This is a genomic window from Mycobacterium sp. 852002-40037_SCH5390672, from assembly GCF_001665875.1.
Lineage (GTDB): Bacteria > Actinomycetota > Actinomycetes > Mycobacteriales > Mycobacteriaceae > Mycobacterium.
The window spans coordinates 1-26,887 of record NZ_LZTA01000018.1 but is presented as its reverse complement, the minus strand read 5'-3'; the positions used below and the strand labels follow the sequence as shown (position 1 = coordinate 26,887).

At 69.1% G+C, this 26,887-nt stretch carries 23 protein-coding genes; 13 read left to right on the top strand and 10 right to left on the bottom strand.

All coding sequences use genetic code 11. The annotated features are described in order from the left end of the window. Nucleotides 1-2,263, top strand: a 2,263-nt coding sequence (locus A5782_RS04285; protein ID WP_197694096.1) for an ATP-binding cassette domain-containing protein, incomplete at its 5' end; no start/stop codon positions are given. 36 nt (nt 2,264-2,299) lie between these two features. Further along, complete coding sequence (locus A5782_RS04280; RefSeq protein WP_067095649.1) at nt 2,300-4,894, top strand: ATP-binding cassette domain-containing protein; 2,595 nt, start codon at nt 2,300-2,302, stop codon at nt 4,892-4,894. A 4-nt stretch (nt 4,895-4,898) separates the two neighbouring features. Here the strand turns inward: A5782_RS04280 and A5782_RS04275 are convergent, their stop codons facing one another. From A5782_RS04275 to A5782_RS04250, 6 genes are all read right to left on the bottom strand, one after another. Next, nucleotides 4,899-5,456: a pentapeptide repeat-containing protein gene (locus A5782_RS04275; protein ID WP_067095646.1), complete on the bottom strand. Its 558-nt coding sequence runs from the start codon at nt 5,454-5,456 to the stop codon at nt 4,899-4,901. Further along, nucleotides 5,453-6,040 (bottom strand): ATP/GTP-binding protein, encoded by a 588-nt coding sequence (locus A5782_RS04270; RefSeq protein WP_067095643.1) that lies wholly within the window; start codon nt 6,038-6,040, stop codon nt 5,453-5,455. Before A5782_RS04270 ends, A5782_RS04275 begins: the two co-directional genes overlap by 4 nt. Further along, entirely contained in the window at nt 6,021-6,395 is a 375-nt protein-coding gene (locus tag A5782_RS04265) for a DUF742 domain-containing protein (protein ID WP_067095640.1), read from the bottom strand. The genes A5782_RS04270 and A5782_RS04265 overlap by 20 nt, the downstream gene beginning before the upstream one ends. A gap of 6 nt (nt 6,396-6,401) precedes the next feature. Beyond that, nucleotides 6,402-6,818 carry a serine protease inhibitor gene (locus tag A5782_RS04260; protein WP_067095637.1) on the bottom strand — a complete coding sequence of 139 codons (417 nt, stop codon included), beginning with the start codon at nt 6,816-6,818 and terminating at the stop codon, nt 6,402-6,404. Further along, nucleotides 6,815-9,598: an ATP-binding protein gene (locus tag A5782_RS04255; protein WP_067095652.1), complete on the bottom strand. Its 2,784-nt coding sequence runs from the start codon at nt 9,596-9,598 to the stop codon at nt 6,815-6,817. Before A5782_RS04255 ends, A5782_RS04260 begins: the two co-directional genes overlap by 4 nt. A 253-nt stretch (nt 9,599-9,851) precedes the next feature. Then, entirely contained in the window at nt 9,852-10,457 is a 606-nt protein-coding gene (locus A5782_RS04250) for a bifunctional 2-polyprenyl-6-hydroxyphenol methylase/3-demethylubiquinol 3-O-methyltransferase UbiG (RefSeq protein ID WP_067095634.1), read from the bottom strand. An 18-nt stretch (nt 10,458-10,475) separates the two neighbouring features. Between A5782_RS04250 and A5782_RS04245 the strand changes: the two genes are divergently transcribed. Both A5782_RS04245 and A5782_RS04240 read left to right on the top strand, forming a co-directional pair. Continuing rightward, nucleotides 10,476-10,973 carry a tRNA (cytidine(34)-2'-O)-methyltransferase gene (locus A5782_RS04245; protein WP_067095632.1) on the top strand — a complete coding sequence of 166 codons (498 nt, stop codon included), beginning with the start codon at nt 10,476-10,478 and terminating at the stop codon, nt 10,971-10,973. A gap of 26 nt (nt 10,974-10,999) precedes the next feature. Beyond that, complete coding sequence (locus A5782_RS04240) at nt 11,000-11,326, top strand: YciI family protein (protein WP_067095630.1); 327 nt, start codon at nt 11,000-11,002, stop codon at nt 11,324-11,326. A 1-nt stretch (nt 11,327) separates the two neighbouring features. Here the strand turns inward: A5782_RS04240 and A5782_RS04235 are convergent, their stop codons facing one another. Next, nucleotides 11,328-11,972, bottom strand: a complete 645-nt coding sequence (locus tag A5782_RS04235; RefSeq protein ID WP_067095627.1) for a nitroreductase family protein — start codon at nt 11,970-11,972, stop codon at nt 11,328-11,330. A 34-nt stretch (nt 11,973-12,006) separates the two neighbouring features. Here A5782_RS04235 and A5782_RS04230 point away from each other — a divergent pair, with 34 nt between their 5' ends. Then, the gene (locus tag A5782_RS04230; protein ID WP_067095624.1) at nt 12,007-12,417 is read left to right on the top strand and encodes a TIGR03667 family PPOX class F420-dependent oxidoreductase; all 411 of its coding nucleotides are present in this window, start codon (nt 12,007-12,009) and stop codon (nt 12,415-12,417) included. Here the strand turns inward: A5782_RS04230 and A5782_RS04225 are convergent. Continuing rightward, nucleotides 12,414-15,695, bottom strand: a complete 3,282-nt coding sequence (locus A5782_RS04225) for an error-prone DNA polymerase (RefSeq protein WP_067095620.1) — start codon at nt 15,693-15,695, stop codon at nt 12,414-12,416. The two genes, A5782_RS04230 and A5782_RS04225, sit on opposite strands and share 4 nt — an antisense overlap. Before the next feature lie 170 nt (nt 15,696-15,865). Between A5782_RS04225 and A5782_RS04220 the strand changes: the two genes are divergently transcribed. Together A5782_RS04220 and otsB are read left to right on the top strand one after the other, a co-directional pair. Next, entirely contained in the window at nt 15,866-17,206 is a 1,341-nt protein-coding gene (locus A5782_RS04220) for a wax ester/triacylglycerol synthase domain-containing protein (protein WP_067095617.1), read from the top strand. Between the two features lie 40 nt (nt 17,207-17,246). Next, nucleotides 17,247-18,392 carry a trehalose-phosphatase gene (gene otsB, locus A5782_RS04215; RefSeq protein WP_067095614.1) on the top strand — a complete coding sequence of 382 codons (1,146 nt, stop codon included), beginning with the start codon at nt 17,247-17,249 and terminating at the stop codon, nt 18,390-18,392. A gap of 46 nt (nt 18,393-18,438) precedes the next feature. Here otsB and A5782_RS04210 read toward each other — a convergent pair whose 3' ends face one another. Next, on the bottom strand, nt 18,439-19,311 hold the full coding sequence (locus A5782_RS04210) for a MaoC family dehydratase (RefSeq protein ID WP_067095611.1): 873 nt from the start codon (nt 19,309-19,311) through the stop codon (nt 18,439-18,441). A gap of 141 nt (nt 19,312-19,452) precedes the next feature. Here A5782_RS04210 and A5782_RS04205 point away from each other — a divergent pair, with 141 nt between their 5' ends. The 3 genes from A5782_RS04205 (at nt 19,453) to A5782_RS04195 (ending at nt 23,632) form a co-directional block, all read left to right on the top strand. Then, on the top strand, nt 19,453-20,628 hold the full coding sequence (locus tag A5782_RS04205) for an FAD-dependent oxidoreductase (RefSeq protein WP_067095608.1): 1,176 nt from the start codon (nt 19,453-19,455) through the stop codon (nt 20,626-20,628). A gap of 53 nt (nt 20,629-20,681) precedes the next feature. After that, nucleotides 20,682-21,398 carry a histidine phosphatase family protein gene (locus tag A5782_RS04200; protein ID WP_067095606.1) on the top strand — a complete coding sequence of 239 codons (717 nt, stop codon included), beginning with the start codon at nt 20,682-20,684 and terminating at the stop codon, nt 21,396-21,398. A 221-nt stretch (nt 21,399-21,619) separates the two neighbouring features. Beyond that, nucleotides 21,620-23,632 carry an SDR family oxidoreductase gene (locus A5782_RS04195; protein WP_067095603.1) on the top strand — a complete coding sequence of 671 codons (2,013 nt, stop codon included), beginning with the start codon at nt 21,620-21,622 and terminating at the stop codon, nt 23,630-23,632. On the opposite strand, the gene cmaA1 is transcribed toward A5782_RS04195, so the two are convergent. Then, nucleotides 23,633-24,520: a cyclopropane mycolic acid synthase CmaA1 gene (cmaA1, locus tag A5782_RS04190; RefSeq protein ID WP_067095599.1), complete on the bottom strand. Its 888-nt coding sequence runs from the start codon at nt 24,518-24,520 to the stop codon at nt 23,633-23,635. A 38-nt stretch (nt 24,521-24,558) separates the two neighbouring features. Between cmaA1 and A5782_RS04185 the strand changes: the two genes are divergently transcribed. From A5782_RS04185 to A5782_RS04175, 3 genes are all read left to right on the top strand, one after another. Beyond that, nucleotides 24,559-25,593, top strand: a complete 1,035-nt coding sequence (locus A5782_RS04185; RefSeq protein WP_067095597.1) for a nucleoside hydrolase — start codon at nt 24,559-24,561, stop codon at nt 25,591-25,593. After that, nucleotides 25,590-26,042, top strand: a complete 453-nt coding sequence (locus A5782_RS04180; protein WP_067095594.1) for a hypothetical protein — start codon at nt 25,590-25,592, stop codon at nt 26,040-26,042. The genes A5782_RS04185 and A5782_RS04180 overlap by 4 nt, the downstream gene beginning before the upstream one ends. A 256-nt stretch (nt 26,043-26,298) precedes the next feature. Then, on the top strand, nt 26,299-26,887 hold a 589-nt coding region (locus tag A5782_RS04175; RefSeq protein ID WP_304440351.1), incomplete at its 3' end, for a beta-ketoacyl synthase N-terminal-like domain-containing protein.

The window sequence follows — 26,887 nt, the reverse complement described above, 5'->3', positions numbered from 1 at the left end:
TATGCGATCGTCGGCAGCGTCAGATGTGTATAAGAGACAGCCGCGACCCGGCCGCACGCCCAACTGGGCGGCGCCGCCGCGCCGGCCGCAGCCCCCGCCCGCGCAGCGCCAAGCCCCACCGGGACACACCATGTACGGGGGCGGCGGACGCCCGCCCGCGTTCCCGCCCGGTGCGCCACCCCCGCCGCTCAGCGCCCCGCCCATCGCGCAGATGCCCGCCGTGGGCTCCGGGACGCCGCACACCCAGATGGCCCCCGCCTCCGTCAAGCCGCCCGAGGTGGCAAACCTGGCGACGAAGATGTTCCAGGCGTTGATGCCGTCGCGCTCCGGTGCGATTCAGAAGCCGGCCGGGTCGCAAACCATCGGCCGGGCCACCGACAACGATGTCGTCATCCAGGACGTCCTGGCCTCACGCCACCACGCGTTTTTGATCCAGACGCCGCTGGGCACCGAGATCCGCGACTCGCACAGCGTGAACGGAACCTTCGTCAACGGCGTCCGGGTCGGCTCGGCGGTGCTGACCGAGGGCGACGTGGTCACCATCGGCAACGTCGACCTCGTGTTCACCGGTGACAGCCTGGTCCGGCGCACCGAGGCGGCGACGCGCAGCGGCGGGCTGGAGGTCAACTCCGTCTGCTACACCGTCGACCATGGCAAGCAGCTGCTCGACCACATCTCGCTCACCGCGCGCCCCGGGACACTGACCGCCATCATCGGCGGTTCGGGTGCCGGCAAGACCACCCTGTCGCGGCTGATCGTCGGCTACACCAGCCCAACCTCGGGCAACGTCACCTTCGAGGGCCACAACATCCACACCGAGTACGCGTCCATGCGCAGCAGGATTGGGATGGTCCCGCAGGACGACGTGGTGCACCGCCAGCTGACGGTCAACCAGGCGCTGAACTACGCCGCCGAACTGCGCCTGCCACCCGACACCAGCAAAGAGGAGCGGGCCCGCGTCGTGGCGCAGGTGCTCGAGGAACTCGACATGACCCAGCACGCCGACACGCGGGTCGACAAGCTCTCGGGCGGCCAGCGCAAGCGTGCCTCGGTCGCCCTCGAGCTGCTCACCCAGCCGTCGCTGCTGCTGCTCGACGAGCCGACGTCGGGTCTGGACCCGGCACTGGACCGCCAGGTCATGCTGATGCTGCGCCAGCTGGCCGACGCGGGCCGCGTGGTGCTGGTGGTGACCCACTCGGTGTCATACCTGGACGTGTGCGATCAGATCCTGCTGGTCGCGCCCGGCGGTAAGACCGCGTTCTGCGGACCGCCCGACCAGGTCGAGGCCGCGATGGGGACCCGCAACTGGGCCGACATCTTCGCCAGGGTGGGTGCCGACCCGGACGAGGCCAACCGCCGCTTCAAGGAGCGCAATCAGCAGTCGTCGCAGCCACCGACTCCGGAGAGTCCGGCGGATCTGGGCGAACCACCCCAGACCGACCTGTTCCGGCAGCTGTCCACGATCGCCCGCCGCCAGGTTCGCCTGGTCGTGTCCGACCGCGGTTACACGATCTTCCTGGCGGTCCTGCCGTTCCTCATCGGCGCGTTGTCGCTGACGGTGAAGGGCCCGCACCCGGGCCTCGGCCCGGCCGACCCGATGGGCCCGGCGCCGACGCAGCCGCAGTACATCATGGTGCTGTTGAACATCGGCGCCGTCTTCATGGGCACCGCGCTGACCATTCGCGACCTGATCGGCGAGCGCGCCATCTTCAAGCGCGAGCAGGCCGTGGGCCTGTCGACCACTGCGTATCTGCTGGCCAAGATCGCGGTGTTCTGCGTCTTCGCGACCGGCCAGGCGGCGATCGCGACCATCATCGTCCGGCTGGGCAAGGGCGCACCGACGGCGCATCCCCAGTTCTTCGGCAACTCCACCTTCTCGCTGTTCGTCACCGTCGCGGGCACCTGTGTGGCCTCGGCCATGCTCGGCCTGCTGCTGTCGGCCCTGGCGCAGTCCAACGAGCAGATCATGCCGCTGCTGGTGGTGTCGATCATGTCGCAGCTGGTGTTCTCCAGCGGAATGATCCCGGTCTACCAGCGGGTCGGTCTCGAGCAGATGGCATGGCTGACACCCGCGCGTTGGGGGTACGCCGCGGGCGCGTCCTCGATCGACTTCCCGTCGCTGGTGAAGGTCAAGCAGATCCCGCTGAACGACCCGATCTGGCAGCACTCGAAACACATCTTCGTGTTCGACATGTTCATGCTCGCGGCGCTGTCGATCGGTTACACCGTCTTCGTCCGCTGGCATATCCGGCTGAAACGCTGAGCCTGCTCACAGGTAACGATCTCTAATCTGGATGTGATGACTCGATCTGCGCAGCCCGTGCTGACGGCTCGATCTGAGCGCTCCGAAGGTAGTTTCGCCCCCGGCCGCGACGTGGTCGTCGGCAGCGACCTGCGCGCCGACCTGCGGGTGGCGCACCCGCTGATCGCCCGCGCGCACGTGCTGCTGCGCTTCGATCAGGGGCGGTGGCTCGCGGTCGACAACAACTCGCTCAACGGTGTCTACCTGGACGGCCATCGGGTGCCGGTCGTCGACATCCACAACGGCCAGACCATCAACATCGGCAAGCCCGACGGTCCGCGGATCACCTTCGAAGTGGGCCAGCACACGGGCAGCGTCGGCCTGCTTCCGCCGACCACGAAGTCGATTCCCCTCATCACGGCGTCGCCCGACGCGTCGGCGCCGGCGCAGCCCACCGGCAAGCGTCCCGCGCCCGCGCCACACCGGCCACTCGGGCATCCGCCGAGGCCGCCCGCCCCGCCGCCGTCGCGTCCCTTCCGACGGCGAGATCCCCAGCGCGGGTCCGCCGTTCCGGCCGTCCCACCGCCCGCCGCGACCCGTGCCGTACCGCAGTCCGGGCCGCACCCCGCCGCACCGAACCCACCCGCCCGGGCCGTCCGGAGCGGCGACGCCGGGGAGTTCCCGACCACGCTCGTCAGCGTCGGGGGTCCCGACTCCGGTCGGCGGTCGCCGGCCGGACGCGGCGCCTCGATCGGGCGTGCGCTCAACAACGACATCGTCATCCACGACGTCCTGGCCTCGCGCCATCACGCCTTCCTGACGCCGACGTCGACGGGCGCCGAGATCCGCGACGCGAACAGCAGCAACGGCACCTTCGTCAACGGCGTCAAGGTCGGGTCGGCGGTCCTGTCCGAGGGCGACGTGGTGACCATCGCCAACGTCGACCTGGTGTTCCACGACGGCATGCTGATTCGCCGTCAGGAGGCGGCGACCCGCGCCGGCGGCCTGGAGGTGCACGAGGTCAACTTCGGCATCGACGGCAAGAACCTGCTGGAACGGATCTCGTTGATCGCGCGCCCCGGCACCCTGACCGCCTTGATCGGCGGGTCGGGTGCCGGCAAGACCACCCTGTCGCGGCTGATCGCCGGGTATGCCACCCCGACCTCGGGCTCGGTCACCTTCGAGGGGCACGACATCCACACCGAGTACGCGTCGCTGCGCACCAGGATCGGGATGGTCCCCCAGGACGACGTCGTGCACCGCCAGCTCACGGTCAGCCAGGCGCTCGGCTATGCCGCCGAGCTGCGCCTGCCGCCCGACACCAGCAAGGCCGACCGCGAGCAGGTCGTGGCCCAGGTCCTCGACGAGCTGGGGCTGACCGAGCACGCGAACACCCGGGTCGACAAGCTCTCCGGGGGTCAGCGCAAACGCGCCTCGGTGGCCCTGGAGTTGCTCACCGGGCCGTCGCTGCTGATCCTGGACGAACCGACCTCCGGCCTGGACCCGGCGCTGGATCTGCAGGTCATGACCATGCTGCGGCAGCTCGCCGACGCCGGCCGCGTCGTGCTGGTGGTCACCCACTCGCTGACCTACCTCGAGGTCTGCGACCAGGTGCTGCTGATGGCGCCGGGCGGCAAGACGGCGTTCCTCGGTCCGCCCGCCGAGATCGGCGCGGCCATGGGCACCACGAACTGGGCGCACATCTTCGCCAAGGTGGGCGCCGATCCCGACGAGGCCAACCGCCGCTTCAGGGCCCAATGGCAAGCCCAGAACCGGCCCCCGCCGCCCACCCGGACCGAGGCTCCGGCCGACCTGGGCACCCCGGCGCACACCAGTAAACGCCGCCAGTTCTCCACGATCGCCCGGCGCCAGGTCCGCTTGGTGGTCTCCGACCACGCCTACTTCCTGTTCCTGGCGGTGCTGCCGTTTGTGATGGGCGCGCTGTCGCTGACCGTGCCCGGCAGCGTCGGCTTCGGCTATGCCGATCCGATGAGCGAGTCGGCCGGTGAAGCCGGGATGATCCTGACCCTGCTCACCATGGCCGCCGCGTTCATGGGTACCGCGCTGACCATCCGCGACCTCATCGGCGAGCGACCGATCTTCCGGCGAGAACAGGCGGTCGGCCTGTCGAGCACGGCCTACCTGCTGGCCAAGGTCGCGGTGTTCTGCACGTTCGCGGTCATTCAGGCGGCCATCGCCACGGCAATCGTGGTGGTGGGCAAGGGGCCGCCGACGCGGCCGCCGGTGCTGCTGGGTAACGCCACCCTCGAGCTGTTCGCCGGGGTCGCGGCGACGTGCGTGGCGGCGGCGATGCTGGGGCTGCTGCTCTCGGCGCTGGCGCGTTCCAATGAGCAGATCATGCCGCTGCTGGTGGTGTCGCTGATGATGCAGATGGTGCTGTCCGGCGGGATGGTGCCGGTCACCCACCGGATCTTTCTCGACCAGTTGTCCTGGCTGGTGCCCTCGCGGTGGGGGTACGCGGCGCAGGCGTCGACGGTCGACCTGTGGACGGTGTCGCCCGGCCCGCAAAGCCCGCGGGACAGTCACTTCGAGCACACGTCGGTGGCCTGGCTGTTCGACATGGCCATGCTCGCGGTGCTCACCGTCGCCTACGCGGCGCTGGTGCGGTGGCGCATCCGGCTCACCCGCTGAGCGGTCAGCTGTCGCCGTCCAGCCGCAGCCCGTGGGCCAGCGCGAAGGCCACGCCCTGATCGACGTCGACGCGGGCGCCGGCCAGCGTGGCGGTCGTCCACAACGTCGGATCCACGGCTGCGCCACGCAGATCGGCGTCGTCCAGCCGGGTGCCCGCGGTGCGCGCGCCACGTAGGTCCGCGCCGCGCAGCACGGCCTTGCGCAGGTCGGCCTCCACCAGGCTGGCCTCGCGCAGCCGGCAGCCGCTCAGGTCCACGCCGCGAAGGTCGATGCCGCCGAGCACGGCCAGCGTGAAATCCACCTCATCGAAGGTGATCGGCCGCAGCCGGCACTGCACGAACACCGATCCGAGCAGGCTGCACTGGGAAAAGGTGCTGTGCCACAACGACGTCCGCCGGAATGCGCAGTTGCGGAACGCCGAACCGCGGTGCTGCGATTCGGCGAGGTTGGCGCCGCTGAAATTGCATTCGGTGAACACCACCCGCTCGGTCTGCAGCCGACTGAGGTCTTCGTCGGTGAAGTCGTGGCCCTCGAATTCTTGGTCGACCCACCGCGTGGTCAATTGGCCGACAGGTTGGCCAGGGCGTATTCGCTGACCGCGATCAGGGCGTCGGTCGCCGAGCGGCGATCCCTGGCGTCGACAGTGATCACCGGGATGTGCGGCGGCAGGGTCAGCGCTTCGCGCACCTCGCCGACCGGGTAGCGCGGGGCGCCGTCGAACTCGTTGACCGCGACGAGGAACGGCAGGTTGCGGTGCTCGAAGAAGTCGACCGCGGCGAAGCTGTCCGCCAAACGGCGGCAGTCGACCAGCACGACCGCGCCGATCGCGCCGCGGACCAGGTCGTCCCACATGAACCAGAAGCGGCGCTGCCCGGGCGTGCCGAACAGGTAGAGCACCAGGTCCTCGGCCAGGGTGATCCTGCCGAAATCCATTGCGACGGTGGTGGTGCGCTTGTCCGGGGTGGCTTCGAGCGCGTCGACGCCGGTCGAAGCGTCGGTGAGCATCGCCTCGGTGCGCAGCGGCATGATCTCCGACACCGCCCCGACGAACGTGGTCTTGCCGGCCCCGAATCCGCCGGCGATCACGATCTTCGTCGAGGCGTGGGCGCCGGCGTCGGGGGCCACCTCAGAGTGCGCGTAAGCCACGCAGTGTCCTCCCTATGAGTTCGTGGCGTTCATCTGTGGTGGAACGCTCGGACAAGGTCTTGTGCACCCGAAGGTAGCCGGACAGCACCAGATCTCCGACCAGGACGCGCGCGACACCGAGCGGAAGATCCAGCCGGGCAGAGATTTCGGCGACCGATGGACTGTCGACGCACAGCTGGATGATTCTGCCCCTCGCGTCGTTCGGCGGCCACCGATGGGTCAGGCCGGCCTGCAACGTCTGAATCGGCGCTTCCAGGGGAAGGTCGACATTGGTGTCGGTCCGCCCCGACGTCAGGGTGTACGGGCGGACCAGGTTCCCCTTACGGTGCGCCGGCCAGTTCTGGGGGGTGTCCATCGCGGCTCACAGGCTTGGCGAGTGCTGCTGCACGGACGACCGGCGGGTCGACTGCACCACGCCGCCCACGCGTTCGACCAGGACGGCCATCTCGTAGCCGATCTGACCGATGTCGCACGACGTCACGGCCAACGTCGCCAAATGCGACCCATCACCGACCCGCATCAACAACAGGTAGCCGTTCTGCATCTCGACCACCGACTGCAGCACCTGCCCGCCCTCGAACAGCTGCGCTGCGCCGGTGGCCAGGCTGGCCAGCCCGGAGGCCACGGCGGCCAGCTGGTCGGCGCGTTCCCGCGGCAGGTGCTCGCTGGCGGCGATGGGCAGGCCGTCGACGGACACCAGCAGCGCGTGCGCGACGCCGGGGACCTCGCGGGCGAACCTGGTGACCAGCCAGTCCAGGGAGTTGTCGGGCGACGTCATTGTTGGTCGGGTCCTTGAGTGGTGTCACGGGCATGCGAACGTCCGGTGCGCACGCCACCGAAATGGTTACTGAACGAGGCGCGAACCGCCTCGGGGTCCCGGGTGACGGCCGCGTGCTGCGGCTCCCGCTGCGACGGGGATCGGCCGCTGCGCCCCTGGTCGGGCTCCGCCGGCTCGTCCGGTTCGGCCAGGCCCGCGCCGTTGGCGCCGCCGGGCACCAGCCGGGCGCCCGGCGTGCGCACCGGCAGGCCGTGGTCGGTGGTGTGAGCCTCGACGGGCTTTTCCTCGGCCGCGGCCGCCAGCGTCCAGCCACGGTCCCAGACCGACTGCCAATCCAGGTCGGGGCTGTTGACCAGGTCGTGCGGATCGCCCAGCATCTCCGAGAGCATCCGCCGGTAGATGACGTCATCGTCGGTCGGCGCGGCCGGGGCCGGTGGGGTCGTCTCCTGGCGGCTGCCGGCCTCCCTGGACCGGGCGGCGAAGAAGGCCGAAGTGTCCGACGCGGCCCGGGCCGGCTGGGCCGGCGCGGCTTCGGGTGCCGGTTTCGGCCGCGGCGCCGGCTCGGGAGTCGGCGGCGTGGGTGCCGGCTTGGGCGCGTTCTCCCACCAGGGCGTCGCCAGCTCGCGGCGCTGGCGGCGGGGCAGCTGTTCGGCGGGCGGGCCGGGAACCTCGGTGATACCGCTGGAGCCCGGGTTGCGGCGCGGCAGCAACGTGACCGACGGCCCGGATGCGTCCGCGGCGGTGCGCGCCGCCGGCTCCAGCGAGCCATCCTGCCCGGCTTCGTCGTTGGTCACGGCGTTCGCGCTGGCGAGCTTGGCGCTCGGCGAGGAGACCGCCCGGATGTGCCGGGGCCCGGCCGGCTCGGCGCCGGCCAGGCCGGCGAGCACCGTCGGCGGCAGGTAGATCTCGGCCGTGGTACCGGAGCCCGATTCATTGGCCGCGGGGCCGCGCAGCCCCACCCGCATGCCGTGTCGGGCCGCGATCCGGCCGACCACGAAAAGACCCATGTGCCGGGCGTTGTCGGGGCTGACGTCGCCGCCGGCCTGCAGCCGCATGTTGGCGATGCGCCGGTCGGCGTCGTTCATCCCCAGACCGAAGTCGGCGATGCGCACCACGACTCCCCCGTCGCCCCCGCGCGACGCCGACACCCGGACGGAGGTCGTCGGCGGCGAGTAGCGCAGGGCGTTGTCGATCAGCTCGGCGAACAGATGGATGGCGCCGCCCGCGGCCGCTCCGATCAGCGCGCACTCGGGCAGCCCGGCGAGTTCGACGCGGCGGTAGTCCTCGACCTCGGACACCGCGGCGTTGATCACCGTGGCCAGCGGCACCGGGTCGCGCTGGTCGCGGGCGAGCTGCGCGCCCGCCAGTACCAGCAGGTTGGCGCTGTTGCGGCGCAGCCGCGCCGCCAGGTGGTCGAGCCGGAACAGGCTCTCGAGGCGGTCGGGGTTCTCCTCGTTGCGCTCCAGCCTGTCGATGAGCGCCAGCTGTTGGTCCACCAACGAGCGGCTGCGCCGCGACATGGTCTCGAACATGTCATTGACCAGCAGCCGCAACCGCGCCTCGTCGCCGGCCAGCAGCAGGGCCTGGGTGTGCAGCTCGTCGACCGCGTGGGCGACCTGGCCGATCTCCTCGGTGGTGTACACCGGAAGCGGACTCGGAATCGGTTCGGCCCCACCGGCTTTCACCCGGGCGATCTCCTCGACAAGATCGGTGTGGGCGACTTTGAGCGCGCCGTCGCGCAGGATGCGCAGCGGCCGAACCAGGGCGCGCGCCACCAGCAGCACGACCACCAACGCGATCACGATGGCGGCCAGCACCAGGACGGTGTCCAGGATCGCGGCCGAGCGGCGCTCGGCGGCCTGGGCGTGCACCGACTTGGTCACCGACGCGGTGGCGTTCTTGATGACCTGGTCGGCGATGTCGTCGGTGATCTGGATCGAACGCAGCAGGTCGGCGTTGTCGACGAGCACGCTGGACGGATCGGACATGATCGCCATCCGGCTCACCATCTGCTGTTGCAGCGTCTTCGCCTCGGGTGATCCGGCGCCGAGCACTTCACTCATGCCGAACAGCGTCGACGGTTCGGTGCCCGCCAGGGTGGCCATCGAGGTCCGCAGTTGCGGCTCGGGAAGTTCGGCTCCGCGGGTGACCAGGATTTTCTGCATCGTCATCTGGCCGCGGGCACCGACCGCCCGGCTCAGGCCCTGCGCCTGGGCGCGGATCTTCTCGTCGTCGACGCGCACCGACGCGTTGATGACGTCCTCGGCCGTCAGCAGGATCGGCGCGTAGAGGGTCACCCGCTCCCGCAAACCGAGGCCGGCGTCGGCCGCCTTGTTCACCAGCATCTGACCGCCGTCGAGCAGATTGTTCAACCCCGAGCGGACGTCGTCGCCGACGTCGGTGTCGTCCAGCCTGGACTGCAATTCGTACTTGCGCGCCTCGTAGTTCTTTTTGGCACCCTCGACGTCGCGTCCGGTGGAGCTCGCCAGCAGGGCGACGTCCAGCGCGGACATGTACTTGGTGATCACCGGGACCAGGTCGGCGCGGGTGGCGGCCAGCCGCAGACCCGCCGAGTTGGCCATGGCGCCGTTGATGCGCAACGCGCCGAAGACCGTCGCCAATATCAGCGGGACCAGCACAATCGCCAGCACTTTCCAGCCGACCGGCCAGTTGCTCAGCGACCAGGTGGGCGGGCGTTTGGCCGGCGCGGCGTCGGCGGCGCCGGCCGGTGCGGGCTCTACGACATCCGCCTCGGCCGGGTTGGTCGGGCGGCTGAACATGGTCACGTCATCGCGGCCGCACGACCGGCCGCTGCGCTGACGCTGAGCGCTGAAAGAAACGAGAGCCTCATGAAACTTCCTGCTTTATTTCGCCCGCCCGGCGCCAGATAGGCGTGCGCGTGTAGGTGTGGCAATCCGACGAGTATGACAGCCCGCGGCGCAGGCCACCAGAATCGTTACTGAGCAGACAGGTCCCTCCAAGGTGGCGCCGCTCTCCCGCGGTCACCCCTGGCAAACACCGGCGGGTCTGAAACTAGGCCGGCCGTAGCAGTGCGACGAGGAAGTCGGAGTCGTCGGTGAACGGCCGCATATCCCAGGTGGACAGCAGCAGATCGGGCGCGAAGCCCGCGTCGACCGCGTCGTTGAGGAAGACGTCGAACTCGTAATCGCGGCCGGCGCCGAAGCCGATCGCCGCCCGGCCGTCGTCCGCGACGTGGGCGCGCAGGCGGCTCAGCACCTGGACCCGGGTGCTGGGGGCCAAAAACGCCATGACGTTTCCGGCGGACACGATGACGTCGAACGGTTCGGCGATGCCGCGCGCGGGCAGGTCCAGCTCGGCGAGGTCGCCGACCAGCCAGCGCGGACCGGGGTAATCCTGCTCGGCCGCATCGATGAGCGCCGGGTCGACGTCCACACCCACCACCCGGTGGCCCACCGTCGCCAGATACCCGCCCAGCCGGCCGGGCCCGCAGCCGGCGTCGAGGATGCGGGCGCCGCGCGGCGACATGGCATCGACGAAGCGGGCCTCGCCTGCCAGGTCGTCACCGGCGCGCGCCATCGCGCGGAAACGCTCGATATACCAATGCGAATGCCCGGGATCGGCAGCGACCTTCTGCATCCAGATGCTCTGCTCGACCATGCGACCATTATCCCCGTTGTGTTCAAGCTGATGTTTCTGGCGCCGCGGATCCCGCCCAATACCGGCAACGCCATTCGGACGGCGGCGGCGACGGGCTGCGAATTGCATCTGGTCGAGCCGATGGGGTTCGACCTGTCCGAGCCCAAGCTGCGACGGGCCGGGCTGGACTACCACGACCTCGCGTCGGTCACCGTGCATGCCTCGCTGACGGCCGCCTGGGCGGCGCTGTCACCGCAGCGGGTGTTCGCCTTCACGGCGCATGCACCCACCTCGTTCGCCGACGTGCGCTACCGGGCCGGCGATGTGTTGATGTTCGGTCCCGAGCCCACCGGGCTGGACGCCGCGACGCTGGCCGACCCGCACATCACCGCGCAGGTGCGCATCCCGATGCTGGCGGGCCGGCGCTCACTGAACCTGTCCAACGCCGCGGCGATCGCCGTGTACGAAGCCTGGCGCCAACACGGCTACGCCGGGGCGACGCCCGGCGCCCGACAGCCGACCAGTAGCGATGAGTAACGCGCCCCGCGCCAGTCAGCATTGACATGGCTACCTTCATCACAATCGGGTACGGGGACGCGGCCGGCTACAACCGCGTCAGCGATGAGTGCCGGCAGGCTGCGCACGCGCGGGACGACGCGTTGCGAGCGGCGGGCGCACTCATCGGACGCGCCGGACGCCCCGTTCAGGTGCGCAACCCGGAGGGAGCCGGTATACAGACCGAACCGGGGCCCTATCTGCAATCGGGACTGCCGATCGCCGGGTTCGCGGTCTTGGAGGCCGAGCATCTCGATGCTGCAATCGAATTGGTGAGCCAAACGCCGTGTGCGGTCGCGCATGGGGTCGTCGAGGTGTGGCCCCTGACCGGGTGACCTACCAGGTGTCCCAGTGGGTGACCTGGTCGGCCGGCAGCCGCTTGGCCGGGCGGAAATCGGTGCCCTTGGTGTAGGCGATCGGGAACAGCCCGCCCTGGCTGTATTTGTCGTTCGGGATGCCCAGTACCTCGGCCACTCGCTGCTCGCCGTCGCGCAGCAGGTGCAGCGTCGTCCAGCACGACCCGAGTCCGCGCGAGCGCAGCGCCAGGCAGAAGCTCCAGACCGCCGGGAACAGCGACGCCCAGAACGAGACGCCACCCAACGGCGTCTCGTCTGCGCGGCCCTCGATGCAGGGAATAAGCAGCACCGGCGCCTCGTGCATGTGCTCGGCGAGGTAGGTGGCCGAATCGCGGACCGCGCCCATCCGCTCCCCCCGGGTGTCCCCTTCGGGGTATTCGGCCCCGGGGGCGCTGAGGTAACCGCGGGCATTGGCCAGGTAGATGTCGGCGATCGCCTTCTTCTTGTCCGCGTCCTCGACGAACACCCACTGCCAGCCCTGCGAATTGGAACCGGTGGGCGCCTGCAGCGCCAGCTCGAGGCATTCCATCAGCACGTCGCGGCCCACCGGCTTGTCGAAGTCGAGGCGCTTGCGGACCGAGCGGGTGGTGGTCAGGACTTCGTCGACGGACAAGTTGAGGGTCATGTGTGGAGACTACCTTCGGGCTACATTCAGTCGTATGAGCGTCGAACTGACACAAGAGGTTTCCAGCAGACTCGGGTCCGATCACTATGGATGGCTGACCACCGTCGCGAAATCGGGACAACCGGTTCCGCGGCTGATCTGGTTTTACTTCGACGGCGCCAAGGTGACCGTGTACTCCATGCCGCAGGCCGCCAAGCTCGCCCACATCCAGGCCCATCCCCAGGTGAGCCTGAATTTGGATTCCAACGGCAACGGCGGCGGCATCATCGTCCTCGGAGGGATCGCCGCGGTGGACGCCACCGACGTCGACTGCCGCGAGGACGGGTCCTACTGGGCGAAGTACAGCGAGGTTGCGGCGAAGTTCGGCCTGACCGAGGCGATGGGTTCCTATAGCACCCGGCTGGCGATCACCCCGTCCAAAGTGTGGACGACGCCGACGGGCTAGCGGAAGTCGCGCGAGCGCGAGCCGACCGCCAGCGTGATGCGGCCCAGCCGCTCGGCGACGACGGTGATCGCGCCGCTGGCGTTTTGAACCTGCCCGCGCACCAGCAGCGCCGGGGCCGAGTTCGCCAGTTTGCGGTGCCGCGCCCACACCCACGGCGCGCAGAGCACGTTGACCATCCCGGTCTCGTCCTCGAGGTTGATGAACGTGACCCCCTGTGCGGTGCCGGGCCGCTGCCGATGGGTGACCGCGCCCGCGATCAGCACCCGGTCGCCGTCGGGCACCGAGCCCAGCTTCTCGGCGGGCACCACCCCCATCGCGTCCAGATCGGCCCGCAGGAATTGCGTCGGGTAGCTGTCCGGGGAGACGCCGGTGGCCCATACGTCGGAGGCGGCCAGCTCCAGCTCGCTCATCCCCGGCAGCGCCGGAATGTGCGAGGACGATCCCACCCCGGGCAACCGGCCCGGCCGCTGGGTGGCCGCCGCGCCGGCCGCCCACAACGCCTCGCGCCGGGACATGCCGAAGCAACCCAGCGCCCCCGCCGTCGCCAGCGCCTCGGTCTGCGGTACCGACAGCTGCAACCGGGTCGTCAGGTCCAGCAGAGAAGCGAACGGGCCGTTGGTTTTTCGTTCGTCGACGAGTTGTTCGGCCAGGTCGTCGCCGATGTGGCGGACGGCGCCCAGGCCGAGGCGAACCTCGGTTCCGGCATTGTGCAGGGTGGCGTGCGCCAGGCTGGCGTTGACGTCCGGGCCGTGCACCGTCACGCCGTGCCGGCGCGCATCGGCCACCAGCGACTGCGGCGAGTAGAAACCCATCGGCTGGGCGCGCAGCAGCGCCGCGCAGAACGCCGCCGGGTGATGCAGCTTGAACCACGACGAGTAGAACACCAGCGACGCGAAGCTCAGCGCATGGCTTTCGGGGAAGCCGAAATTGGCGAAGGCCTCCAGCTTTTCGTAGGTGCGGTCGATCACCTCGTCGCCGGCGCCGTGCAGCGTGCGCATGCCCTCGTAGAACCGGCCACGCAGCCGTTGCATACGTTCGGTCGAGCGCTTGGACCCCATGGCGCGGCGCAGCTGATCGGCCTCGGCGGCGCTAAAGCCGGCGCAGTCGACCGCGAGCTGCATCAGCTGCTCCTGAAAGAGCGGCACTCCCAACGTCTTTCGCAGCGCCGGTTCCATCGACGGGTGGTCGTAGATCACCGGGGCCGCACCGTTGCGCCGCCGGATGTAGGGGTGCACCGACCCGCCCTGGATGGGGCCGGGACGGATCAGCGCGACCTCCACCACCAGGTCGTAGAACACCCGCGGCTTCAGCCGCGGCAGGGTGGCCATCTGCGCGCGCGACTCCACCTGGAACACACCGACGGAATCGGCGCGGGCCAGCATCTCGTAGACCGCGGGCTCGGAGAGGTCGAGGCGGGCCAGGTCCACCTCGATCCCCTTGTGCTCGGCCACCAGGTCGATGGCATAGTGCAGCGCCGAGAGCATCCCCAGCCCGAGCAGGTCGAACTTCACCAAACCGATTGCCGCACAGTCATCTTTGTCCCACTGCAGGACGCTGCGGTTCTCCATACGCGCCCACTCCACCGGGCACACGTCGGCGATCGGGCGGTCGCAGATCACCATGCCGCCGGAATGAATGCCCATGTGCCGCGGCAGGTTCCGGATCTGGTTCGCCAGATCGACCACCGGTTCGGGGATGCCCTCGACATCGGGTGAGTCGGCAAGCCCGTTCCAGTGGTTGATCTGCTTGCTCCACGCGTCCTGCTGCCCCTGCGAGAAGCCCAGGGCGCGGGCCATGTCGCGCACCGCGATCTTTCCCCGGTAGGTGATGACGTTGGCGACCTGGGCGGCGTAGTCGCGGCCGTATTTGTCATAGACGTACTGGATGACCTTTTCGCGCTGATCGGACTCGATGTCCATGTCGATGTCGGGTGGCCCGTCGCGGGCCGGCGACAGGAAGCGCTCGAACAACAACTCGTTGGCCACCGGGTCGACGGCGGTGACACCGAGGGCATAACAGACCGCGGAGTTGGCGGCCGATCCCCTGCCCTGGCACAGGATGTTGTTGTCCCGGCAGAACCGGGCGATGTCGTGCACCACCAGGAAGTAGCCCGGAAAAGTCAGCTGGGTGATGACTTTCAGTTCGTGCTCGATCTGGGAATACGCGCGCGGCGCGCAATCGGGCGACCCGTAGCGCTCGCGCGCCCCGGCCAGGGTCAACTGCCGCAGCCAGCTGTCCTCGGTGTGCCCGGCGGGCACGTCGAACGGCGGCAGTTGCGGCGCGATGAGCGCCAGCCCGAACGCGCACTGCTCGCCCAGCTCGGCGGCCGCGGTCACCACGTCGGGCCGCTGGGCGAACAGCCGGGCCATCTCCTCACCGGAGCGCAGGTGTGAACCGCCCAGCGGGGCCAGCCACCCGGCGGCCGAATCCAGGGACTCCCGCGCCCGGATGGCGCCCATCGCCATGGCCAGCCGGCGCCGTGACGGCCCCGCGAAATGCGCACCGGTGGTGGCGACCACGCCGACCCCGAAGCGCGGCGCCAGCCCGGCCAGCATGGCGTTGCGCTCGTCGTCGAGCGGTTGACCGTGATGGGTCAGCTCGATACTGACCCGCTCGGCACCGAACCGGTCCACCAGATCGGCCAGCGCCCGCTCGGCCGCCGGTAGGCCGCCCTCGGAAAGGGCTTGTCGCACATGCCCTTTGCGGCAGCCCGTCAGGATGTGCCAGTGTCCACCGGCGGCCTCGGTCAGCGCGTCGACATCGTAACGGGGATTGCCCTTCTCGCCGCCGGCCAGATGCGCCGCGGCCAGCTGCCGCGACAACCGCCGGTAACCCTCGGCCCCGCGGGCCAGCACCAATAAGTGCGGACCGGGCGGATCCGGCTGCTCGGTGCGTGCACCCGGGCCAAGGGACAGTTCGGCGCCGAACACGGTGCGCATGTCGAGCTCGGCCGCCGCTTCGGCGAACCGCACCGCCCCGTACAAGCCGTCGTGATCGGTGAGCGCCAGGGCGCGCAGGTCCAACCGGGCCGCCTCCTCGACCAGCTCCTCGGGAGTGCTCGCCCCGTCCAGGAAGCTGAACGCCGAATGCGCATGCAGTTCGGCATAAGCCACGGACGAGCGACAGGGTCGGCCGTCATCCGGCGGCTGATACGTCGCGCGCCTGCGCGACAGGGGGCCCTCCTGCTCCGGGCCCGCCGACTCCCCGGCATGGCGCGGCTTGCTGTCGAGCACCCGCTCCATTTCCGCCCAACTCGGCGGCCCGTTAAACCAGTCCATGGATGCGAGTATATCGAACTGGTGTTCGATTTTAACCAGGGCTCAGTACAACCGCCGTTAAACCGATCTTCAACTCCTAAACAAGGTCTTAACGCTGCGGCACTACCGCGGCTCACCAGCTCCGCAGATACTGGTACAAGTTCAAAAAGCGGACACGGCCGGGGGCGAGCATGGCGCAGACACTGGATACGGCATTCCTTCAAGCCCACGACCCGGATCAGCACGCGAGCCTGGCGATCGGGACGGTCGCCATCGTCGACGGCACCGCGCCCGACTACGAACGACTCAAAAGCCTTCTGGCAGAACGTATCCAGCCGATCGCACGATGCACGCAGCTGCTGCGGGCGCATTCGCGCAACCAGGAGTGGGTCGACTGCCCGGACTTCGACCTGTCCCACCACGTGCGCCGGGTGGCCATTCCTCGGCCCGGCGACGAGGCCGAGCTGTCCCGGGCCATCGCCTATGCCCTGGAACGGCCCCTCGATCTGGACCGGCCACCGTGGGAGTGCTGGGTCATCGAGGGCCTGCGGGGCAACCGGTGGGCGATCTTGATGAAAACCCATCACGGCCTGCTCGACGGCAACCCGGCCGCCCGGCTGATCAGCAGGCTCTGCGACGACGCCGACTCCGATACGTTTGCCAACAGCGCTGCGGGCAAACAGGTTTCGCCGATCGCTGCGGGCACATCGGGCTGGGTGGATGCGCTGTGGCGCGCTTCGTCGGCCGCCGGAAGCCTCACCGGCGCCCTGATCGGCGCGCTGTGGCCGGCCGTGCGCACCGATGCGATGACCACGTTGCGGCGCTACAGCACCGTGCGAGTCCCGATCGCCGACGTCGACAGCGTCTGCCGCAAATTCGGTGTCAGCGCCAACGACGTCGCGCTGGCCGCCATCACCGAGGGATTCCGCACGGCGATGATCGGCCGCGGCGAGGAACCGCGGGCCGACTCGCTGCGCACCCTGGTGCCGATGCCGGTCCGCTCGGCCGTGCTCTCGCACCTGCCCGTCGAACACGACGACCCGGTGCGGCGGTTGCAGACGGTGCACACCAGGTGGAAGGCCAAGCCGACCGCCCAGCCGCTGGGCATCGTGGAGTCGGCGATCGGCCTCCTGCCGACGGTGTTGCGCAGCAACGTCTTACAACTGTTCGCCCGCCTGCCGCAGCGCGCCATCGTGACGCTGGCCACCAACGTACCCGGGCCACGCCGCCGGCTTCGGGTGATGGGCCAGACATTGGAACGGCTGCTGCCGATTCCCCCGACCGCCACCGCGCTGCACACCGGCGTCGCGGTGTTGAGCTATGGCGATGAGCTGGTCTTCGGGATCACCGCCGAACACGGCGACGCGTTCGACGTCAAGCAGCTGGCTGCCGGGATCGAGCTGGGCATGGCGCGACTGGTGGCCCTCGGCGACGATTCCGTGCTGCTGTTCACCCGCAGGCGTTCCGCGCGTCCGGTCCTGCGCCCCGTACCGCCGACGCACCCGTCGGCGCCGGGGCACGCGCGCCACTGACCGGCTCTGTAGGGCACCGGCCAGCGTGAGAAGGTTGGTCATGGGCAAGTTGGGGCCGGTCATCATCGACCCGCGCCGCCATGACGCGGTGCTCTTCGACGCCGAAAGCGCGCCCGGCTCCACGCTGGCCGCACAACTGCGCGAGGCGGGGGTCGGCACCGTGGTCATGTCGGCGGATGACCCGGTGCGGGTGGCCAACCGTCTGCAGGTGCGCCCCGGCCGCTGCGTCGTGGTAGCCGGGGATGCAGGGGGCGTCGAGGCCGCGCGCGCCGGCGGGTTCGCGTTGGTGATCGGCGTCGACCCGGCCGGGCATGACGACGCGATGCGGGACGCCGGAGCCGACGCGGTGGTCGCCGACCTACGCGACGTCACCGTGCGGACCGGGGACCGCCGGATGTCGCGCCTGCCCGATGCGTTGCAGGCCTTGGCCGACGGGCTGGCCGCCCGGCGACCGGCCGTATTCTTCGACTTCGACGGCACGCTCTCGGACATCGTGGACGATCCGGACTCGGCGCGGCCCGTCGCCGGGGTCACCGAGGCGCTGAAAAAGCTGGCCGCGCGGTGCCCGGTCGCGGTGCTGTCCGGCCGCGACCTGGCCGATGTGACGAAACGCGTTGGAGTACCGGGCATCTGGTATGCGGGCAGCCACGGCTTCGAACTGACCGCCCCCGACGGCACCCACCATCAGAACGAGGCGGCGGCTGCCGCCATCCCGGTGCTCGAGCAGGCGGCCGGTCAGCTGCGCGGCCGGCTCGACGCGATTCCCGGTGTCGTGGTGGAGCACAAGCGATTCGGGGTCGCCGTGCACTACCGCAATGCCGAGCGCGACCGGGTCGGCGAAGCGCTGGCGGTGGTGCGGGCCGCAGGTCGCCGCGATGGGCTTCGGGTCACCACCGGCCGCGAGGTCATCGAGCTGCGCCCAGACCTGGACTGGGACAAGGGCAAAACGCTGCGCTGGGTGATCGATCACCTGCACGAGGCCGGGTCGGGTTCGCTGACGCCGGTCTACCTCGGCGACGACATCACCGATGAGGACGCCTTCGACGCGGTGCGCACCGATGGTCTGCCGATCCTGGTGCGGCACAACGACGACGGCGACCGCGCCACCGCCGCCCTCTTCGCGCTGGACAGCCCCGCGCGGGCGGCCGAATTCACCGACCGGCTGGCGGATCAGCTGGCGCGCTAGCGGCGGTCGCAAGCGCGGCAAAGCCGGGCGCAGCGGGCCGCTGCCATCAGGGCTGGGCGTATTCCACCGCACCGTCGTCGAGCACCACCCGGGTGTCGGCCCCATCAGGTCCGGACGCCTCGGTGCGGAACACCGCCTTGCCCGGCCCGGTGCGCCAGATCAGCGTGGTCAGCGTCTCGCCGGGAAACACCGGCGAAGTGAACCGCGAGGCGATCGAGGTGATGTTGGCCGCCACGCCCTGTCCGAGCTCGGACACCAGCGCGCGCCCCGACACCCCGTAGGTGCACAGGCCGTGCAGGATCGGCTTGGGGAAGCCGGCCAGCTCGCGCGCGAACCACGGGTCGCTGTGCAGCGGGTTGCGGTCACCGGAGAGCCGGTAGATCAGCGCCTGGTCTTCGCGGGTGGGCAGCGCGATCCGGGCGTCGGGCTCGCGGTCCGGAAATTCCGGTGCGACCGGCCGCTGACCCGGCATTCCCCCGAAGCCGCCCTCGCCCCGGATGACCAGGGTGGTGAGCGTCTCGGCGATCAGCTGCCCGGATTCCGGCTCGGTGCCCCGGCCGCGCAGCACCAGGATCGCATTCTTGCCCTCGCCCTTGTCCTGGATGTCGGCGACCTCGGAAACCACCGAGAGCTTTCCCGCGGGCGGCAATGGTGCATGCAGCCGGATGCTCTGCGATCCGTGTAACAGCATGGCCCAGTTGAACTTTCCGACCAGGCCGGCCGCGCCGAAGGCCGGGCAGCAGATCACCGCGTAGGTGGGCAGCACCTGCTGGTCGATGTCGTGGCTGTTCTCGGTGGTGAAGGGCAGGTCGTCGATCCCGGCGCCGACACCGAGTGCGTAGAGCAGCGTGTCCCGGTCGGTCCATTCGAACTGCATGGGTTCGGTGACCGCGCCGACGGCACTCGGATCAATCGCCATGAAAGTCTCCTGATGTTGAGTAGGGATCCTCGGTCCACTCTGGCATCCGACGAAATGACGAACGCTTCGGCCCTTCCCATCCCGAGGGTGCGGTACTACTGTCCGTAGTAGCTTGCCCCGCGGTCCGCACAGAGGTGATCGATGGTTCCGACGAGAAGCGTGACGGTCATCGGCGGCGGGCTCGCCGGTCTGACCGCGGCCATCGCCTGTGCCGAGCGTGGCGCGAATGTCGCTCTGCATGAAGCGCATTCGACGCTTGGCGGCCGGGCCCGCTCGACAGCGCCGCCCTACGTCGCCAACGACGGCACGCACGCGTTCTACGAAGGCGTGCCCTGGCGGTGGTTGGCCGCGCGCAAACTGGTCGCTCCGGCGGAGCGGCTGGGTGTGGGGCAGTTGGCGCGGGTGCGATTCCGCCATGCCGGGCGGCTGCGGCGCGTTCCGCCGGCCGGCTTTACGGCGATGGCATGCTTCGGCCGCCGCCGCCGGGCCCCGGTCGACCGTAGTTTTCGCGATTGGGCGACGGAGCAGTTCGGCACGGCCGCATGCGATGCCGCCGCGGGGGTGGTGGGTCCGGCGATCTACGAGGCCGATCCGGGTCGGTTGTCGGCTCGCTTCGTGTTCGAGCGGTTCCTGCGGGTGACGACGCCGCGCTATCCGCCGGTCACCCGGTATCCGCGCGGTGGTTGGGCCGCGGTGATCTCCCGCATGGAGCACTACGCCCGGTCGCTGGGGGTCGAGATCCACACCGATTCCCGGATCACCGCACTGCCCGAGACGGGACCGGTCGTCGTCGCGACCGCGCTGGAGGCCGCGCGCGCCCTGTTGGGTGATGACTCGCTGCGCTGGGAAAGCGGTCGGGCCGCGCTGCTCGATGTCGGGATAGAGCGACATCGCCGTGACGCCTTCGCGGTGTTCGACCTCGATCAGGGCGGGTTCGTCGAGCGCTTCACCAGCCAAGACGAATCTCTGGCCCCGCCTGGCCATTCGCTGATCCAGGGTGAGATCCCGTTGCTCTCCGGCGAATCCAAGGCCGCCGGCCTGGACCGGCTCGAGCGGCTGTTCGACCTCGCCCTCCCGCGGTGGCGGGATCGTGTCACGTGGCGGCGCGATCAATCGGCCAACTTCCGCACCGGTGCACTGGATCTTCCCGGTCAGAGTTGGCGGGACCGGCCGTCGATCCACCGGGGCGATGATCGCTATCTGGTGGGCGACATGGTCGCCGCGCCCGGTCTGCTGGCGGAGGTATCGATCAACAGCGCTTTGAGCGCAAGCGCGATCATCACCCGCTCCGCCGATCTCCCCGAGGCCGCACGGTAACAAACCCTCGCAAACCCTTCCCACCGGAGCCGTCGGCAGGGCAGGCTATCGACATGCCCAAGCGCAGCATGATCCGCAAGGCCGCAGTAGCAGTCGCCGCGCTCACCGCCACGATGATCGTGGCCGGCTGCGGGGGCGGTTCACCGCAGGCGCGCTCCATTACGGTGACGTTCATCCGGCACGCCCAGTCGGAGGCCAACGCCAGCGGCACCATCGACACCGAGGTGCCGGGTCCGGGCCTGACCCCGGAGGGCAAGGCGCAGGCCGAACAGGTCGCGCACCAACTCGGCCGCAAGGACTACGACAGCGTCTACGCCTCCACCATGACCAGGGCGCAGCAAACCGCAGCCCCGCTGGCCGCCGAACTCGGCAAGCAGGTGGAGGTTCTGCCCGGCATCCAGGAGATCAACGCCGGCTGGTACAACGGCAAACCCGAGTCGATGGCGTCCTCGACGTACATGCTGGCGCCGGTGAACTGGATCAACGGCGACGTGTCCGACAGCATCCCGGGCTCGATCAGCGGCAAAGAGTTCAACGATCAATTCACCGCGGCCGTCAACAAGATCTACAACAGCGGCCACCACAACCCGGTGGTGTTCTCGCACATGAACGCGATCATGGTGTGGACGCTGCTGAACGCCCAGAACGCCAAGGACAGCCTGATGAACAGCCACCCGATCCCCAACACGGGCCGCGTGGTGATCAGCGGTAACCCGATGACCGGCTGGACGCTGGTCGACTGGGACGGGATCCGCGACTTCCACAACTAGTGGCGATCGCAAGCGCGGCATAGCCGGGCGCAGCGGGTCGCCACCATCGGACCAGTGGCGATCGCAAGCGCGGCATAGCCGGGCGCAGCGGGTCGCCACCATCGGACCAGTGGCGATCGCAAGCGCGGCATAGCCGGGCGCAGCGGGTCGCCACCATCGGACCAGTGGCGATCGCAAGATCGGCAGTTGACGTGCGCGGCTGCCACCGCCACCATGTCTTCATGCGGTATGTCGTTACCGGCGGTACCGGGTTTATTGGTCGCCGCGTCGTGTCTCGTCTTGTGGAATCCCGGCCCGATGCGCAGGTGTGGGTGCTGGTGCGACGGCAGTCGCTGGGCCGCTTCGAGCGGCTCGCGGCGCAGTGGGGTGAGCGGGTAAAACCGCTGGTCGGCGCGCTACCGGAGCTGCAGGTGAGCGACGAGGCCCTCGCCGAGCTGGGCGAGATCGCTCACGTGGTGCATTGTGCGGCGATCTACGACATCACCGCCGGTGAACCCGAGCAGCGGGCCAGCAACGTCGAGGGCACCCGCGCCGTGATCGGACTGGCGCAGCGGCTGAACGCGACGTTGCACCACGTGTCGTCGATCGCCGTGGCGGGCGATTTCGCCGGCGAATACACCGAGGACGATTTCGACGTCGGCCAGCAGCGGCCGACGCCCTATCACCAGACCAAGTTCGAGGCCGAGCTGCTGGTGCGCTCGGCGCCCGGACTGCGTCATCGCATCTACCGCCCGGCGGTGGTGGTGGGCGATTCACGCACCGGCGAGATGGACAAGGTGGACGGGCCGTACTACTTCTTCGGCGTGCTGGCCAAGTTGGCGGTGCTGCCGTCGCTGACCCCCATCCTGCTGCCCGATACCGGCCGCACCAACATCGTGCCCGTCGATTACGTCGTCGACGCGCTGGTCGCGCTCATGCACGCCGACGGACGGGACGGACAGACGTTCCACCTGACCGCCGAGAAAACCATCGGCCTGCGCGGTATCTACCGCGGGGTGGCCAAGGCGGCCGGGCTGCCGCCGCTGCGCGGGTCACTACCGCGCTCGGTGGCCGCCCCGGTGCTCAAGGTGCGCGGGCGCGCCAGGGTGATACGCAACATGGCGGCCACCCAGCTCGGCCTCCCCGCCGAGGTGTTCGACCTCGTCGACCTGGCCCCCACCTTTGTCAGTGACAAAACGCGAAATGCCCTGCAGGGCACCGGTATCGGCGTCCCGGAGTTCTCCAGCTACGCCCCCAAGCTGTGGCGGTACTGGGCGGAGCACCTCGATCCGGATCGCGCGCGCCGCGACGATCCGCAAGGACCGTTGCAGGGCCGGCACGTCATCATCACCGGCGCGTCCAGTGGCATCGGCCGGGCGGCGGCCATCGCGATCGCCGAGCGGGGGGCAACAGTGTTCGCGCTCGCGCGCAACGGCGCGGCGCTGGACCAGCTGGTCGCCGATATCCGCGCCAATGGTGGTGCCGCCCATGCCTTTACCTGCGACGTCACCGATTCCGCGTCGGTGGAACACACCGTCAAAGACATCCTGGGACGTTTCGACCACGTCGACTACCTGGTGAACAACGCCGGCCGGTCCATCCGCCGCTCGGTGGTCAACTCCACCGACCGACTGCACGATTACGAACGGGTGATGGCGGTCAACTACTTCGGCGCGGTGCGGATGGTACTGGCGCTGCTACCGCATTGGCGCGAGCGCCGATTCGGACACGTCGTCAACGTGTCGAGCGCCGGCGTGCAGGCACGCAACCCCAAGTACAGCTCCTACCTGCCGACCAAGGCGGCGCTGGACGCGTTCTCCGACGTGGTGGGTTCGGAGGTGCTGTCCGACCACATCACCTTCACCAACATCCACATGCCGCTGGTACGCACGCCCATGATCGTGCCGTCGCACCGGCTCAACCCGGTGCCGGCCATCAGCCCGGAACGCGCGGCGGCGATGGTGGTGCGCGGACTGGTGGAAAAGCCCGCCCGCATCGACACCCCGCTGGGCACGCTCGCCGAAGCCGGCAACTACTTCGCACCGCGGACGTCGCGACGAGTCCTGCACCAGCTCTACCTCGGCTATCCCGACTCGCCCGCGGCGCGCGGGCTACCCGCCGAACCGGCGCCGGCGCCCACGCCACGGACCGCGCGCCGCAAACCCAACCGGCCCGTGCGCGCCGTCACCGGCGGCATCCGGACACCCCGGGGAGTCAAGCGGCTGGTGCGCCTGGTGCCCGGAGTGCACTGGTAGTCATTTCTGCAGCGTGAACTGGTTGACGTCGACGTAGCCGATGCGGAACATCTCGGCGCAACCGGTCAGATATTTCATGTACCGCTCGTAAACTTCCTCGGACTGCACCGCGATGGCCTCGTCCCTGTGGGCCTGCAGCGCGGCAGACCAGATGTCGAGCGTCTTCGCGTAGTGCGGCTGCAGCGACTGCACGCGGCTCACGGTGAAGCCGTTCGCGGTGGCGCGCTCTTGCACCATCGGTATCGACGGGAGCCGCCCGCCCGGGAAGATCTCGGTGACAATGAATTTGACGAATCGGGCGAACGTGAACGACATCGGCATGCCGCGTTCCACCATCTCCGTCGGGTGCAACCCGGTGATGGTGTGCAGCAGCATGATCCCGTCGTCGGGCAGCAGGTCATGCGCCAAGGTGAAGAACGCGTCGTAACGCTCGTGCCCGAAGTGCTCGAAGGCGCCGATGCTGACGATCCGGTCGACCGGCTCGTCGAACTTCTCCCAGCCCTCCAGCAGGACCCGTGCCGACCGAGAGCTCCCGGACTGGGCGATCAGCTGCTCGACGTGATCGGCCTGGTTGCGGCTCAGGGTGAGGCCGACGACGTTGACGTCGTACTTTTCCTGGGCGCGCATCATGGTGGCACCCCAACCGCAGCCGACGTCGAGCAACGTCATGCCCGGTTGCAGCCCAAGTTTGCCGAGCGCGAGGTCGATCTTGGCGATCTGGGCCTCTTCCAGCGTCATATCCTCGCGCTCGAAGTACGCGCAGCTGTACGTCTGGGTCGGATCGAGAAATAGCCGGAAGAAGTCGTCCGACAGGTCGTAGTGGGCCTGCACATCGTCGAAATGCGGCGTTAAATCAGTCCCCTCGGGGGGCTCCGACGTCGTTGGCATCGTGTCAGCCTAATCCCCGGATTGAGTATCTTGACACAATGAACTCCCCTGTTTTCGTTGACGTCGATACCGGCGTGGATGATGCGCTGGCGCTGATGTACCTCTTCGCCAGCCCGGACGCCGAAGTGGTCGGCATCGCCTCGACCGGGGGAAACGTTGGGGTGGAACAGGTTTGCGAAAACAACCTGGGCCTGTTGGAGCTGTGCAAACTCAACGGCATACCGGTGTCCAAGGGGTCACCGCAGACCCTGACCGGCCCGATGCGGCTGCCGTCAAAAGTCCACGGCCCCAGGGGATTGGGCTATGCCGACCTTCCTCCGAGCGGCCACCTGCTCACCGGCTATGACTCGGCCGGCGCCTGGGTGCGCGCGGCGCGGGCCTTTCCCGGTGAGCTCATCGGCGTGGCGACCGCCCCGTTGACCAACCTGGCGCTGGCGCTGCGCGCCGAGCCCGAGTTGCCGACGCTGCTGCAGCGGCTGGTGATCATGGGCGGTTCCTACGACCACCGGGGTAACACCACCGCGGTGGCGGAGTGGAACATCAGCGTGGATCCCGAGGCTGCGGCCGAGGTGCTGGCGGCCTGGTCTTCCGAAACCATAGGCCGACAGCGGCTTCCGATCCTGTGCGGCCTGGACTTGACCCGCAAGGTCGCGATGACGCCGGATCACCTTGCCCGGCTGGCCGCCGCCGCGGAGTCGACGACGACGCGGCTCAGCGAACACGATGAACCCGGAACCCGGTCGAGGGCATCCAACCCGCTGATTCGGGTGATCGAGGACGCGACGCGGTTCTACCTGGAGGCCTATCACGAACTCGGTCACGGGTATCAGGCACACATGCACGACCCGTTGGCCGCCGCGGTCGCGCTGGATCCCGAGCTCGTCACGACGCGTCCGGCGACGGTGGACATCGAACTGACCGGAACCCTGACCCGCGCCATGACGGTGACCGATTGGTCGGATCGTCGAGAGCCTAACGCGCTCATCGGGATTGATGTGGACGCTGCGGCGTTCTTCGATCGGTTCATCGAACGGGTGGGGCCGTTTGCACGTCAATTAGGGGGTGTCGGATGAAGGTTCGTGCGATCGAGCTGATCCGGGCGGGGTGGGGCGCCGTGCTGCTGGCCGCCCCCGCCGAGGTACTCGAGCACATCCACGGGGTGCAAGTCGATCGCAAGGCGCTCGTCGTCACCCGGATCCTGGGCGCACGCCATCTGGCCCAGGCGCTGCTGTCGGGAGTTGACCCCGGCCCAGAGGTGCTGGCAGCCGGAGTCTGGGTGGACACCGTGCATTCGGCGACCGCTCTCGGCCTGGCCGCGCTCGACCGGCGCCGCGCTCGCGGCGGGGTGACCGACGCCGTCGTCGCGGCGTCATGGGCGGGCCTGGGCTGGCGCCACCTGCGCGCCGGACGGGTCAGGACCGACGGCATCCGCGGCCGCGACCGGTTGGCCCGCACCGTGGTGGGCGCCCTGCCCGGCGGGCGCGCGCTGATGGCGCGAGCGCAGGCGGTGCGCGCCGGATAGCGCCGAGTGATCGGTGCTGACAATAGCCTTGGTCGGATACGGCAATGCAAGATCCGTCAAGCGAAAAGCAGCCGTAAAACGAAGAATTTGCCGCCATTAGCGGCTCTGTCCAGCGGAAATCCGCGCTTTCGCCGTGTCTCGTTGCCGTGACTTCTCGACGTTGGGGACAATGGAGGATTGTGTTCATGATTTGGTGGGATGTGGGGCTCGACGTCACGCGCCATCAGCTCTTATCAAGTGAAAGGTTTCGCGAGTCATGACGGAGCTGGTTACCGGCAAATCGCTGCCCAACGTGGTTGTCACTGGCGTCGCCATGACAACCGCGTTGGCAACCGATGCCGATACCACCTGGAAGTTGTTGCTGGATAGCCAAAGCGGTATCCGCAAGCTCGAAGACTCGTTCGTCGAGGAGTTCGATCTGCCGGTGCGCATCGGCGGGCATCTACTGGAGGACTTCGACGACGGACTGACCCGTGCCGAACGTCACCGGATGGGTTACCTGCAGCGGATGTCGACCGTGTTGGGACGGCGGGTTTGGGAGAACGCCGGGTCTCCCGAGGTCGACAGCAACCGGCTGATGGTGTCCGTCGGTACCGGCCTGGGGTCCGCGGAGCAGATCGTGTTCAGTTATGACGATTTGCGCGCTCGTGGGATCCAGGGGGTCTCGCCACTGGCGGTGTCGAAGTACATGCCCAACGCCGCGTCGGCGGCGGTGGGGCTGGAGCGCCACGCCAAGGCCGGGGTGATGACGTCGGTGTCGGCGTGCGCGTCGGGTTCGGAGGGCATCGCGCAGGCCTGGCGCAACATCGTGTTCGGCGAGGCCGACATCGCGATCTGCGGTGGCG